We start from the raw sequence: 12,553 nt of genomic DNA, 5'->3' as shown, positions 1-12,553 counted from the left end.
CCTACCCTCAATATTACCCGCATTTTAATCTTGTTACCCACATTTCCCGTTGTTGCCCAGTGTTGCCTTAAATCTATCGAAACTGTTTATCTATAAGGGTATATTTGGCAACTGTGGGCAACTGCTGGTGCATAGTTGGCGGAGAGAGAGGGATTCGAACCCTCGATAAGCTTTTGAGCCTATACTCCCTTAGCAGGGGAGCGCCTTCGACCACTCGGCCATCTCTCCGATTTCAATATTTTTAGCGTTACGCTGACATGCGGGTTGCCATATTAGCATAGTTTGGCACAAACAGATTACCGCTCCTGATCCAAATCGAAAGCCTTGTGCAATATCCGCACTGCCAGTTCCATATATTTTTCATCCACAATCACCGAAATCTTGATTTCTGAAGTAGCGATCATCTGGATATTAATCCCCTCTTCTGCCAGCACACGAAACATGTTACTTGCAACACCTGCATGTGACCGCATACCCACGCCTATCACGGAAACTTTTGCAATTTGATTGCCGCCAATCACATCACGCGCTCCAATATGCGGCAAAATCTGGTCTTTGAGGATACCCATAGTTTTAGCGTATTCATTGCGGTTAACCGTGAATGAAAAATCGGTCGTACCATCGTGCCCGACATTCTGAATAATCATATCTACGTCAACATTGGCATCGGCAACCGGACCCAATATTTGATAGGCAATGCCAGGATGATCCGGCACACCCACAATCGTAATTTTTGATTCGTCCCGATTAAATGCGATACCAGAAATAATGGGCTGCTCCATTTGCTTGTTTTCCTCAAAGGTAATCAATGTTCCTTCGCCCTGCTCCTCAAAACTGGAAAGAACCCTTAGCTTAACCCGGTATTTTCCGGCAAATTCCACCGAACGGATTTGCAACACCTTTGATCCCAGGCTTGCCATTTCAAGCATTTCTTCAAAAGTGATCGTTTTTAATCGCCGCGCTTCCGCCACCACACGCGGATCCGTAGTATAAATACCATCGACATCTGTATATATTTGACACTCATCCGCCTTAAGTGCTGCCGCAAGCGCCACGGCCGTGGTATCGGATCCCCCCCGCCCCAGCGTAGTGATGTTGCCGGCATCATCTCTGCCCTGAAATCCCGCTACGATGACAACATAGCCTGCGGCGAGATCCGCACGTATAAATTTTTCATCGATCTTCAGAATACGTGCTTTGTTATACGCGCTGTCAGTTGTTATACTGGCCTGCGAGCCAGTATAACTTTTAGCCTTCACACCAAGCGCGTGGAGTGCCATCGCCAGCAAGGCAATCGACACCTGCTCACCTGTTGACAGAATAACGTCTAATTCACGTGCGTCAGGCTCAGATTGAATCTCCCTGGCCAGCGAGATGAGACGGTTAGTTTCACCGCTCATAGCAGAAACCACTACGACAAGGGCATGACCCTTTGCCTGAAAATCAGCAACACGTTGAGCAACCTGCTTGATGCGCTCAGTGCTACCTACCGATGTACCACCGTATTTTTGTACAAGAAACGCCACAAATACTCTTTATCAATAGATTGAGAATCTAAAATGTGCCCGACAAGACGCCCACTCCAAGTAACTCTCAAGAACTAAAATGAAACATCCAATGCCCGCAATGTCTCTTTGGTGAATTTTCCAGCTTCCAGTCCGTTCTGTTGTTGGTAGGTTTTTAGCGCAGTAAGGGTGCGTGGACCCAATTTACCGTCAGCAGTACCAGCATCAAATCCTGCATCATTCAAAGCGTTCTGAATCTTACGAATCAGATCTGGAGTAGCCTTAACGATTTCATGCCCATCGTGAACGGCTTCCTGCACGGCTTCAAGGGATTCATCAACAGCTTCTTCTATTGTTGCAACATAGGATTTCGATCCTTCAGCGATATCTTCCGCCATTTCGCCTAATTCGGTTTTAACAGTATCACCATTAAACTCACCAAGCGTTTCCTCAGTTTTTTTAATCACAGCATCGGCTTCTTGAAGAATGGCATCCAATGATTTCTCAATGGATTCGGTGATCTCCGCAGCATCCGCATGGACTGAGGGTTCCGTAGCTCTAATCACCGCTTCATCACTTTGAGTATATTCTGGAACAACAACTGCATCCCTACCAACTTTAGTGGATTCTTCCGGCTCGTCTCCGCAACCTGCCAAGAATCCAATTACCAGAAATATCAACACACTTTTCACCAGAGTATCCAGGTTTTTTCCAGCTTCCATCTCTCACTCTCCTCGTAAAATCAATATGATGAGTTCCGCTCAAGCCCATTCACCCAAGACATATATCCAAAAACAGCGCATAGCGGAACCAACTAAGCCATTCAAAACTCATTGTATGAAGATTTATTACCTTGTCTATTACCATGACATTCTACTACGTGAGCGCAAAGGATCAATTCAAATCTGTTAATTTTGGGAAACTTGGGGTAAATTATTGCTGTGCGTGGCGATAATTACCGTAATCAGTCAACTAATCCATTCATGCAAAACGTTACTCAGACAACATTCAGTATAATTATCCGTGCCAGCCTGTTTTCTGGGATATGGTGGCTGTTGACTGACGGCAACCTGACTGCGTGGTGGTTAGGCGGCCTGTTTGTTCTGACTTCCACCCTATTAAGCCGGCGGTTGCTTCCGCCATCCTCATGGTCGCTGACTGGCTGGCTACGCTTTCTTCCTTATTTCATATTCCACTCTGTCAGCAGCAGCTTCGATGTCGCCTACCGAGCTTTGCGACCAGGCTTGAATCTGGCTCCGGTTTTAATCAGGTACCCCATGCGCCTGCCGGCAGGCACATCCCATATTTTTATGACCAGCATCACCAGCTTGCTCCCAGGCACATTGGCTGCAGACCTGGATGGGTCCTGTCTAATCGTACACGTACTCGACGGCAGAACGCCTTACTGGCAGTCATTGCAACTACTGGAAAGCCATATTGCACGGTTGACCAATCTCGTCCTGCCAACACCAGATAAGCAAAAAATACCCACATGATCCTATTCTACGAAATTATGCTTGCTTTTCTACTGGGTACCCTGGCAGCAGGATTATGGCGAATCTTTCAAGGGCCCACCCCAGCTGACCGAATGCTGACAGCCCAGCTGTTTGGCACCACAACTGTGGCTATGTTGCTCATCCTGTCACAATTATCTGGCAATCACGCTTTTCGTGACGCCGCCCTGGTACTGGCGCTGCTGGCAGCGGTAATGGCAACAGCCTTCGTGCGCCGCAGCTGGCACACAACAATGGAACCTGACGATGAGCATGATAAATAACCTCACGATCCTGCTGCTTGCAATGGGAGGGTTTTTCTTTCTGGCTGGCACTATTGGCCTGTTGCGTTTTCCAGATGTCTTTACGCGCCTGCATGCCCTCACCAAAGCAGACAACCTTGGCTTGGGTCTGATAGTGGCAGCCCTGAGCATCCAAGCCGAGTCGTGGACGGTGGTTGGCAAACTGGTGCTAATCTGGCTGCTTGTGTTGTTCGCCTCCAGCACCACTTGTCATCTGATTGCACGTGCCGCGTTACAAAATAATCTGCCACCATGGAAACCACGCTGACACCCATTCTACTGGATTACCTGCTTGCTTCGCTTTTGACACTGGTAGCAGCCTTATCCCTATTTAGCCACAACCTCTTTCGTGCAATTATTTTGTATATCATCTTTGGTTTATTACTGGGGCTCACCTGGATAAGGCTGGATGCACCCGATATTGCACTTGCTGAAATCGCAATTGGTGCCGGGCTAACAGGTGCACTGCTGCTCTCTGCCTGGGCAGTTCTGGCCCGAAAAGACAAATCACCATGCAAACCAAAAATGTGACGCGATCAGAAAAATTACACAAACTTACCTTAACTATATTCAGCGCAATATTAGTTATCTGTGTCGCTATTGGGTTGATGATTTCCGTCTTTTTCCTGCCAGTCCGCGATGCCGAATTGATTGAGATCGTTTCCGCACAGCTCCCTGCAAGTGGCGTGAGTCATCCGGTAACAGCGGTACTACTCAATTTTCGTGGCTACGATACACTACTGGAAATGGCAGTATTGCTGCTAGCGCTAATAGGCACATGGTCACTTGCGCCACTTGACGTTCAAGCGGATGACACCAGGCACCCGCCAGGTGAAATGCTCGATAGCCTGACACGTTTTTTAACGCCAATCATCGTTCTGGTAGCAGGTTATCTCTTGTGGGCAGGTGCACACGCGCCCGGAGGCGCTTTTCAAGCAGGCGCATTACTGGCCTCGCTGGGCATCATGATTCAACTCACTGGCTGGAAACTTCCAATTGAACTAACCGGCATCTATCTTAGATTTATTCATGTTTGTGGCTTAGTCGTTTTTTTATTGGTAGCCGCATCAGGTTGGTTCAATAGCGCTCCCTTCTTCTCCCTCCCACCAGATCTGGCAGGTATACTGATACTACTGATCGAGACTTTTGCCATGCTATCGATCGGCCTGACACTCGCCACCCTGTTTTTACTGGGCAGACCGCATTCAACGCCATGACCATTGCCATACTGTATGCTTCGACCGGTATCGGCCTTTTTTCGCTGGGTCTTTATGCGTTAATCGTATTAACCCATTTACTGCGCAAGCTGCTAGCGATCAATGTCATGAGTTGTGGCGTTTTTCTGGTTCTCGCCGGCCTGGCGGCACACACGCCGAACGCTATCGTCGATCCCATCCCGCATGCAATGGTTATTACCGGTATCGTCGTCGCCATTGCTGCTACCGCTCTGGGGCTGTCCATTCTGCTTCGTATTCACGCACTGACAGGCAGAGTACATTTACCAGGTGTAGACGAGCAGTTTGATGACTGATTCGGCATGATCACGCCTGATCTCGGCATAACGCTGGTCGTACTGCCACTGACAGGCGCGCTACTGGCATTTCTAATTCGCAAACATGCTCACTGGATCGGGTTAGGTACCGCTTTGGCAGTAAGCCTTATACTAGCATCGTTACTTACCGATCTGGTTACCTCACCAGGAGACTATTACTACACCTTGGGCGGCTGGGGCGCACCACTTGGAATTGAGCTTCACCTGGACGGGTTGAGTGCATTCATGCTCATGGCGAGTGTCGTCACCGGGCTAGGTGTCAGCTTATATGCCTTTTCCTATTTTCGAATACCGCCTCAGGACAACGGCAAATCCGCTGCTTTCTGGTCGCTATGGCTCTTTTTATGGGCGGGGCTTAATGCGCTATTTCTATCAGCGGATCTTTTTAACTTGTACGTCACACTCGAACTGATTGGCCTCTCCGCCGTTGCACTAACCGCACTTGCCGGCAGCAGAGATGCGCTCATCAGCGCCATTCGCTATCTACTGACCAGCCTGCTTGGCTCGCTGTGTTATCTACTGGGTATCGCCCTGCTATATCACACCTATGCAACGGTCGATCTCACCCTGCTTTCCGGGCGCATTACCGCACAACCCTCAACACAAGCCGCGTTAGCGCTGATAACAGCCGGACTGCTGCTTAAGTCAGCGCTATTCCCATTACATTTTTGGTTGCCACCCGCGCACGGTAGTGCAGCTGCCCCGGTCAGCGCGTTACTCTCGGCTCTGGTGGTCAAGGCTTCGTTCTACTTGCTCGCACGCCTGTGGCTGGAACTCTTTCACCCTATCCATAATTTAATGCCAGATCTTCTGGGATGGTTCGGTGCTGCTGCTATTATCTGGGGTTCACTACTAGCGCTACGCCAGATTCGCCTTAAATTACTCATTGCTTATTCTACCGTTGCCCAGCTCGGTTATTTTTTTCTGGTTTTTCCGCTTGCAGATAACCAATCCGACGAGATGCTCGTCGGCGCCTGGCAGGGCGCGTTCTACATGTTGCTCGCACATGCATTTGCGAAAAGCGCCATGTTTCTTGCAGCTGGCAATATTCAACTATTTAGCGGGCATGATCGCATCCTCGAGTTCGATCATATCGCACAGCGACTGCCACTCACTCTTGCCGCTTTTTCCCTGGCAGGAGTGAGCATCATGGGACTGCCACCAAGTGGCGGATTCACCGGAAAATGGCTGTTACTGGAAGCCGCCATTGCGCAGGAACGATGGGGATATGCAATCATCATTCTTATGGGTGGACTTCTGGCAGCAGGTTATGTTTTCAAAGTGATTGGCCACGCCTTCACCCAAGCGCAGACAGAAAGCTTTATTTCTGAGACCCGCACCATCCCTGCCATGATGCAGTGGGTTGCATTAGCACTTGCCCTCGTCTCAATCCTGCTCGGATGCTATCCTGCACCATTACTTGAGTTGCTCACAATCGGAAACCCCTTCAATTTTTTTCATCCTGGCTCATGATTACGCAAAGCTGGCTGCCACTTCTGGTGTTGCTGACCTCGCTGCTATCTGGGCTCATCATTTTTACCCTTCCGGAAAATAACGTACGAACCCGCACCACTCTGAATCTGCTGGCGGCATTCAGCAAGATTGGGCTGGTCAGCTGGATGATCTGGCATATTTACCAAGGCCAACACTATCAGATCCATATTCAATTTCTACCGAATATCGATTTCATATTACAAATGGATCCGCTCGCTGTGATGTTTGTCAGCCTGTCTGCCGTGTTATGGCTGGTTACCACTTTTTACGCCATCGGCTATCTGGAAGGCTCACCTCATCGCAGCCGTTTTTTTGGTTTTTTCAGCCTGTGTGTTGCAGCAACTTCCGGGGTTGCTATGGCAGGCAATCTGCTCACATTCCTCATCTGTTACGAGCTACTCACACTGGCTGCTTATCCCTTGATCGTGCATCGCGGCACTGAAGCAGCCCGCAAGGCCGGACGAACCTATCTCATCTACACAATTGGTGGAGGGGTATCGCTGCTGACCGGCACAGTCTGGCTGTACACCCTGACCGGCACGCTCGATTTCACTCCACAAGGCTTTGTACAGCAGTTATCTCCCGCATTACATCCCCAATTAACTATCATTTTCATGCTGCTGATTATGGGATTAGGCGTTAAAGCCGCATTGGTGCCCTTGCACGGCTGGTTGCCGCAGGCGATGGTCGCTCCGGCGCCAGTCAGCGCACTGCTACATGCTGTTGCGGTCGTCAAGGCAGGCGCATTCGGGATCGTGCGCGTGCTCTACGATGTTTATGGCATTGATTTCTCTGCAACACTTGGCGTTACAGCACCACTGGTGATGCTAGCAGCAGTCACTATCATTTACGGCTCATTGCGCGCACTCACGCAGGACAACCTCAAACGGCGACTCGCCTTCTCCACAGTCAGCCAGGTATCGTATATCACCCTGGGCGTGGCGCTCGCCGGGCCCATCGGTGCAATCGGAGGACTGGTTCATCTGGTACATCAAGGACTGATGAAAATCACACTATTCTTTTGTGCGGGCAATCTTGCTGAAACACTGGGCATCCACAAGATCAGTGAAATGAAGGGAGTAGGTCGACGCATGCCGCTTACCATGACAGCATTCACACTGGCCGCACTGGGCATGATTGGCGTGCCACCGATCGCAGGTTTTATCAGCAAATGGTATCTGGGCATGGGAGCGTTGCAAAGTGGCCTTACCTGGGTAATTGGTGTGCTGCTCATCAGCACGCTACTCAATGCCGCCTATTTTTTACCTATTTTATACACGGCCTGGTTTGACCGGCCAGACACAGAGCCGATCGCTCACCCGAAAACCTCCCGCTTGCTGCTCTGGCCTCCTCTGATAACCGCACTGCTATCACTTGCTGCCGGCCTGTTTGCCGCCCTGCCCTATACACCGCTGGAATGGGCACGCTTCATTGTGGATTTAGAGTTTTTGCAACCATGACCACCATATTGCTCCCATTCAGCGTCATCTGGCCATTGCTGCTTGCGGGTATGCTACAGATTCCCCGGTTGCACACACTTGCCCTTGGATTATCCCCTTGGGCTGCTTTTCCAGCGCTACCTATCGCACTTTTCGCGGCAGACCATACCATTATTGAATTGCCGTGGTTGCTGCTGGGCAGCGAATGGGGACTGGATTTAACCGGACGTGTTTTTCTAGTGCTGACAGGCGTGTTATGGGGGCTCACCTGCTGGCATAGCCGTTACCACCTTCCCTCCACACAACAAGCACGTTTCTTCAGCTGGTTTCATCTCGCGCTTGCCGGCAATATTGGGCTCATTGTATCCCTCGACATGCTTAGTTTTTATCTGTTCTTCACACTAATGAGCTTCGCCTCTTACGGGCTGATAGCACATACACGCAGTGAGCAAGCCTGGTACGCCGGCAAGTGCTATCTAATCCTTGTCATTCTCGGCGAAGCAGCACTTTTTGCCGCGCTGATATTGACTGCATCCACCTGCAATACACTTTTATTCGAAACAGCACGTCCGCTGCTTGCACAATCCGAATGGCTAAATACCATTCTGCTGCTCACCTGGATCGGGTTCGGCATTAAGGTGGGTACAATTGGCCTGCATGTCTGGCTGCCACTCGCCCACCCGGCCGCACCGCCACCTGCCAGCGCAGTACTCTCCGGCATCATGCTCAAGGCAGGATTACTCGGCTGGCTGCGGCTGCTCCCATTAGGAGAAACTACACTGGAAAACTGGGGAGAATGGTGGATGGTATTAGGTCTGCTGGCAACCTTCTACGGCGCTCTCATCGGACTTACGCAACGTGACGCCAAGACACTGCTCGCCTATTCCAGCATCAGCCAAATGGGACTTTTGACCGCAGCTGTCGGCCTTGGCCTGATTGTACCCCATGCCTGGCCTCAAATCCTGACTACAATCCTGATTTACAGCTTGCATCACGGTTTCGCCAAAGGTGCATTATTTATGGGGGCCGGTATGCTGCTGCACGCTCATCCAGCATCGCGGAAATGGCTGCTAACAGGATTATTATTGCCGGCGTTATCCCTGGTCGGTGCGCCACTGACAAGTGGCTGGCTCGCCAAGTCACTCCTAAAAACACAGGCCACACACGCACCAGGCTACTGGGAAGTACTGTGGCAAAACCTGTTGCCAGCTAGTGCAGTGGCAACTGCATTGCTGATGGCAAGGTTCGTACTCCTGACGACTAGAATAAAAAATCAACCGGACAACACCCTATCTGCCCCTGATCACAAATATTTTGCACCATGGATAATTCTGCTGCTACTTATCACTATCATACCAATGGCTGTCAACTGGCTGGATGATTTTGAAATCTCGCATTCACTGATTATCAACAGCCTCTGGCCGCTGATACTCGCTACCCTGCTTTTTCTCTATCTTCACCGACAAACCACTAGAAATTCGCCTCTAGGGCGGCGCATTGCTCATTTAGTCATTCCACCAGGCGATATGCTCGTATTTTATGAGTACGGCATTCGGAGGATTTTGCTCTGGCTCAATTACCTGTCCAATCACGAGCTGCCCTACTGGTTACTAAAAATTCAGCATATATTTCAGCGTGTTCCAGATTTATCCATATGGTCAACCCGCCTGGATCAATCAGAAAAATTTCTTAGCCACTGGCCCATCGCGCTGTGCGGGCTGATTCTGCTCGGGATAATTCTTGCCAAATTCAATTGAAGCTTGCTGGTGTTTGGCAGCTTTATGGCTTCATACAATCGATCTGCAAAGGACAGCTTTAAAACAAAACACGGATTGTAATTCAGTGTACCCGCTGGAAGCAGGTACACAAGCAGCCTTCATCACCCAAAAAGTCAACCTGAGGTGAAAAATTTCATCAGGAACACCGCCATGAATAAGCAAATTGCAGCATTGCACAACACGTTATGCTACGCTTGTTTCTTCAGAAACCACCAGGGAGGGCAGCAAATGGCTTTCCTGCCATTATATATTCCAGGAAGCAAACAGTTAAAGATCGTGATTGTGGGCGGTGGTTATGCCGGCATTGCCGCCATGGTGACACTCTATCGGTATATGCCCGGGGCGGAGATCACGTTGATTGATCCCAAAGCGGAACACCTCAAGATAACGCATGTACATGAGACCTTCCGTTATCCCCTGACCGATTTCCAGGTTCCTCTATCAGTATTGGTGCAGCGATTTGGCTTTCGCCATATCCAGAATACGCTGAATATCACCGCCGATCGCCTGATATATTGGCAAAAAACAAAATGTATTCAAGTCAACGAGCAGACTCTGCCATTTGATTATTTGCTGATTACAACCGGGGGAAACACCAATCGGAACAATTTTGGAGAACAGGTACTGGAGCTGGATGATTTTTCAGGGATGGCAGGATCAGCGCTGCTTAGCTCATATTTGTCTGCATCAAGTGATGCAGACACGTTCATTTCCATTGTGGGTGGCGGGGCAACCGGTATCCAGTTTCTGTTCGAGATCACTGATTTTCTCCGCCGCATGCGCAGCACCTGCAGGCTGCGATTAATCGATAGCGGCGAGCACGTTCTACGCCAGTTTCCGGCTGGTTTCTCTCAATATGTGCAAACCCGCATGCAGGAAGAAAGCATCGAATTCCATCCATCGTCTCATTTTATTGGTCAGCAGGAAAATCAACTGCTGCTTAAGCATAAAATAACGGGGCAACGTGTTGTTCTACCCTCAATGCTATCGCTGGTATTTTCTGGTAAACAGGCAGGAATCCTCAAAACCAATGCATTCGGGCAAGTTACCGTTAGCCAGGATATATTGGCCAATATTTTTGCGGCGGGTGATTGCGCACATTATCAGTCAGTTGGATCCAACGCTATGACAGCACAATCCGCAGTGCGCAAGGGAAAGCTAGCAGCACGCAATCTACTGCGCCACTCTGGTATCATCAAAGTCATGGAGCCTTATCTGCATCGGGATATCGGCTATGTGGTCAGTCTCGGTGCTACTGATGCGGCTGGCTGGCTAGCGATGGAGAGCAACATTGTGACAGGCATGCCGGCATTGCTGATCAAGGAAGTAGTCGAAGCACAGTATGATTTATTGTTAACCGGCGTTGATACCTATCTGATATAGATGTGCCCTGGGTTCACAATCATGTCGCGCCAGCAGGAGACTGTTTCATGTTCAATTTGTTTAACGATACTTCGGTTGCTGGAAAAGCCAGCACAGAAATTCAATGTTCAAGCGAGAAGCTGTTTGATTTCATCGGCAATCATTTACTGAAGAACTACCCAAGATGGTCGCCTGAAGTCCGGGAACTGGAACAGCTCACTCCTGGCGCTATTGCGCAGGGCACTTTGTGTCGCCAAGTCAGGGTGGATCAGGGAAACCAATCGGAATCAACGTTCAAGGTAGTCATTTTCAACCCCGCATCCAGAATCTGCTTTGAAGGAATATCCAACCCTTTTCGCTGCGATTATGTGCTGGAAACGATCGATCAGAACGCAACGCGCATATCATTTACTTTTGAGCTGCTCAGTCTTGAACTGCACATGCGTCCTTTTGAAAAATTGATACGATTTGCGGTTCAGGATGGCACCGAACGCACCGTGCGCAATATCCGCAAGCTAGTAGAAACAGAACACTCGAGTCAGGAAAAACCTCAGCCTAATTTTTAGAGCACACGCTTGAAATTGTCACACGACGGTTACAGGTGAAATTTTGGAGAAACATAATGGATTTTATTGTTGAGAAAGACCCGGGACTCATTCCACAGGTATTGTCAAAAATCCTGGATTCGTGTGTCAACGGCATTACTCTGGCCGACCCCGACCAGAAAGACTTGCCATTGGTATACGCCAACAAAGCCTTCGAAATCATCACGGGTTACTCGCAGACAGAGGTGCTGGGACGTAATTGCCGTTTTTTACAGGGCACTGATCGCGATCAAGCCGAGCGTCTGCATTTGAAAACAGCAATCGAAACCAGACAACCGGTTGAAATCATACTGCGTAATTACCGCAAAAATGGCGAGTTATTTTACAACCATCTGAATATCACTCCCCTGCTCGATGCTGACGGAAGATTGCTTTATTTTCTGGGGGTTCAATACGATGTAACTGGTCAACGTCATGCCGAAACAGAAATTGCGCAACTGAAGGCACAGGTAGCGGCCTTATCCGGATCCTATCCATAAAAAATCAGGATTCCATATCATCATTCCATGCTACTAATCAAATGGTTGGCCATCATTATCTTTGCAACTGCAGTGCTCATGATTGTGGTCGGCCAGCTAGGCTTTTTCAGGGGGAATCCACCTGATGATCTCGGGGTGCGCGAGGGCAGATTAAAGCCGCCGGCACCGACACCTAATAGCGTATCCAGCCAAACTGGACTCTACCCGGAGCACCCCCAACAGGACTATGCTTCTATTGCTCCCCTCGAAGTTGATCTTGACGGAGAAGCCATGCTGGCGAGGATCAAAACTGTTGTCGCAGCCACGCCAGGGGCACAGATTATCGAAAACACATCAGACTATCTCTACGCTCGATTCACCACACCCACCCTGAAATTTGTCGATGATGTCGAATTCTGGTTTGATCCCGGCATGAATGTGATTCACGTCCGCTCTGCATCCCGTTTGGGCAAAAGTGATCTTGGCGTCAATCGTCGACGCATCGAGGCGATCCGATCGGCGCTTCAGCCGCTTTCAGAAAATAATAGTGATTGAAAGATCAACG

15 protein-coding genes and 1 tRNA gene are annotated in these 12,553 nt (G+C 49.5%); 13 read left to right on the top strand and 3 right to left on the bottom strand.

Annotated elements, in window-relative coordinates; all coding sequences use genetic code 11:
- Nucleotides 1-136: 136 nt before the first annotated feature.
- The 3 genes from IPG31_12370 to IPG31_12360 all read right to left on the bottom strand — a co-directional run bounded on the left by IPG31_12370 (nucleotide 137) and on the right by IPG31_12360 (nucleotide 2,227).
- Nucleotides 137-228 (bottom strand) — tRNA-Ser (locus IPG31_12370).
- A 68-nt stretch (nucleotides 229-296) separates the two neighbouring features.
- A complete protein-coding gene (locus IPG31_12365) occupies nucleotides 297-1,526 on the bottom strand; it encodes an aspartate kinase (GenBank protein MBK6619106.1) in 1,230 nt (409 codons plus the stop codon).
- A 74-nt stretch (nucleotides 1,527-1,600) separates the two neighbouring features.
- On the bottom strand, nucleotides 1,601-2,227 hold the full coding sequence (locus IPG31_12360; protein MBK6619105.1) for a peptidoglycan-binding protein: 627 nt from the start codon (nucleotides 2,225-2,227) through the stop codon (nucleotides 1,601-1,603).
- 261 nt (nucleotides 2,228-2,488) lie between these two features.
- On the opposite strand from IPG31_12360, the gene IPG31_12355 reads away from it, so the two are divergent.
- The 13 genes from IPG31_12355 (at nucleotide 2,489) to IPG31_12295 (ending at nucleotide 12,543) form a co-directional block, all read left to right on the top strand.
- The gene (locus IPG31_12355; protein MBK6619104.1) at nucleotides 2,489-3,001 is read left to right on the top strand and encodes a Na+/H+ antiporter subunit E; all 513 of its coding nucleotides are present in this window, start codon (nucleotides 2,489-2,491) and stop codon (nucleotides 2,999-3,001) included.
- Nucleotides 2,998-3,282: a pH regulation protein F gene (locus tag IPG31_12350; GenBank protein MBK6619103.1), complete on the top strand. Its 285-nt coding sequence runs from the start codon at nucleotides 2,998-3,000 to the stop codon at nucleotides 3,280-3,282. The genes IPG31_12355 and IPG31_12350 overlap by 4 nt, the downstream gene beginning before the upstream one ends.
- Entirely contained in the window at nucleotides 3,266-3,568 is a 303-nt protein-coding gene (locus IPG31_12345) for a monovalent cation/H(+) antiporter subunit G (GenBank protein ID MBK6619102.1), read from the top strand. The genes IPG31_12350 and IPG31_12345 overlap by 17 nt, the downstream gene beginning before the upstream one ends.
- The gene (locus IPG31_12340) at nucleotides 3,553-3,831 is read left to right on the top strand and encodes a DUF4040 domain-containing protein (GenBank protein MBK6619101.1); all 279 of its coding nucleotides are present in this window, start codon (nucleotides 3,553-3,555) and stop codon (nucleotides 3,829-3,831) included. The genes IPG31_12345 and IPG31_12340 overlap by 16 nt, the downstream gene beginning before the upstream one ends.
- A complete protein-coding gene (locus IPG31_12335; protein ID MBK6619100.1) occupies nucleotides 3,813-4,517 on the top strand; it encodes a sodium:proton antiporter in 705 nt (234 codons plus the stop codon). Before IPG31_12340 ends, IPG31_12335 begins: the two co-directional genes overlap by 19 nt.
- On the top strand, nucleotides 4,514-4,831 hold the full coding sequence (locus IPG31_12330; protein ID MBK6619099.1) for an NADH-quinone oxidoreductase subunit K: 318 nt from the start codon (nucleotides 4,514-4,516) through the stop codon (nucleotides 4,829-4,831). The genes IPG31_12335 and IPG31_12330 overlap by 4 nt, the downstream gene beginning before the upstream one ends.
- A gap of 6 nt (nucleotides 4,832-4,837) precedes the next feature.
- Complete coding sequence (locus IPG31_12325) at nucleotides 4,838-6,325, top strand: oxidoreductase (protein MBK6619098.1); 1,488 nt, start codon at nucleotides 4,838-4,840, stop codon at nucleotides 6,323-6,325.
- The gene (locus IPG31_12320; GenBank protein MBK6619097.1) at nucleotides 6,322-7,806 is read left to right on the top strand and encodes a monovalent cation/H+ antiporter subunit D family protein; all 1,485 of its coding nucleotides are present in this window, start codon (nucleotides 6,322-6,324) and stop codon (nucleotides 7,804-7,806) included. The genes IPG31_12325 and IPG31_12320 overlap by 4 nt, the downstream gene beginning before the upstream one ends.
- A complete protein-coding gene (locus IPG31_12315; protein ID MBK6619096.1) occupies nucleotides 7,803-9,542 on the top strand; it encodes an NADH-ubiquinone oxidoreductase in 1,740 nt (579 codons plus the stop codon). The genes IPG31_12320 and IPG31_12315 overlap by 4 nt, the downstream gene beginning before the upstream one ends.
- Nucleotides 9,543-9,791: 249 nt before the next feature.
- Nucleotides 9,792-10,946 carry an FAD-dependent oxidoreductase gene (locus IPG31_12310; protein MBK6619095.1) on the top strand — a complete coding sequence of 385 codons (1,155 nt, stop codon included), beginning with the start codon at nucleotides 9,792-9,794 and terminating at the stop codon, nucleotides 10,944-10,946.
- A gap of 47 nt (nucleotides 10,947-10,993) precedes the next feature.
- The gene (locus tag IPG31_12305; protein ID MBK6619094.1) at nucleotides 10,994-11,491 is read left to right on the top strand and encodes an SRPBCC family protein; all 498 of its coding nucleotides are present in this window, start codon (nucleotides 10,994-10,996) and stop codon (nucleotides 11,489-11,491) included.
- 56 nt (nucleotides 11,492-11,547) lie between these two features.
- Complete coding sequence (locus IPG31_12300; GenBank protein ID MBK6619093.1) at nucleotides 11,548-12,009, top strand: PAS domain-containing protein; 462 nt, start codon at nucleotides 11,548-11,550, stop codon at nucleotides 12,007-12,009.
- Between the two features lie 27 nt (nucleotides 12,010-12,036).
- Nucleotides 12,037-12,543, top strand: a complete 507-nt coding sequence (locus IPG31_12295; GenBank protein ID MBK6619092.1) for a DUF1499 domain-containing protein — start codon at nucleotides 12,037-12,039, stop codon at nucleotides 12,541-12,543.
- The last annotated feature ends 10 nt before the right edge of the window (nucleotides 12,544-12,553 follow it).

This window comes from Nitrosomonas sp., from assembly GCA_016703745.1.
Taxonomy (GTDB): domain Bacteria; phylum Pseudomonadota; class Gammaproteobacteria; order Burkholderiales; family Nitrosomonadaceae; genus Nitrosomonas.
This window is presented reverse-complemented; position numbering and strand designations above follow the sequence as displayed.

Coding starts and splice junctions, on each gene's coding strand:
- IPG31_12360 (MBK6619105.1), bottom strand. CDS start 2,227: ATGGAAGCTGGAAAAAACCTGGATACTCTGGTGAAAAGTGTGTTGATA.
- IPG31_12355 (MBK6619104.1), top strand. CDS start 2,489: ATGCAAAACGTTACTCAGACAACATTCAGTATAATTATCCGTGCCAGC.
- IPG31_12350 (MBK6619103.1), top strand. CDS start 2,998: ATGATCCTATTCTACGAAATTATGCTTGCTTTTCTACTGGGTACCCTG.
- IPG31_12345 (MBK6619102.1), top strand. CDS start 3,266: ATGAGCATGATAAATAACCTCACGATCCTGCTGCTTGCAATGGGAGGG.
- IPG31_12340 (MBK6619101.1), top strand. CDS start 3,553: ATGGAAACCACGCTGACACCCATTCTACTGGATTACCTGCTTGCTTCG.
- IPG31_12335 (MBK6619100.1), top strand. CDS start 3,813: ATGCAAACCAAAAATGTGACGCGATCAGAAAAATTACACAAACTTACC.
- IPG31_12330 (MBK6619099.1), top strand. CDS start 4,514: ATGACCATTGCCATACTGTATGCTTCGACCGGTATCGGCCTTTTTTCG.
- IPG31_12325 (MBK6619098.1), top strand. CDS start 4,838: ATGATCACGCCTGATCTCGGCATAACGCTGGTCGTACTGCCACTGACA.
- IPG31_12320 (MBK6619097.1), top strand. CDS start 6,322: ATGATTACGCAAAGCTGGCTGCCACTTCTGGTGTTGCTGACCTCGCTG.
- IPG31_12315 (MBK6619096.1), top strand. CDS start 7,803: ATGACCACCATATTGCTCCCATTCAGCGTCATCTGGCCATTGCTGCTT.
- IPG31_12310 (MBK6619095.1), top strand. CDS start 9,792: ATGGCTTTCCTGCCATTATATATTCCAGGAAGCAAACAGTTAAAGATC.
- IPG31_12305 (MBK6619094.1), top strand. CDS start 10,994: ATGTTCAATTTGTTTAACGATACTTCGGTTGCTGGAAAAGCCAGCACA.
- IPG31_12300 (MBK6619093.1), top strand. CDS start 11,548: ATGGATTTTATTGTTGAGAAAGACCCGGGACTCATTCCACAGGTATTG.
- IPG31_12295 (MBK6619092.1), top strand. CDS start 12,037: ATGCTACTAATCAAATGGTTGGCCATCATTATCTTTGCAACTGCAGTG.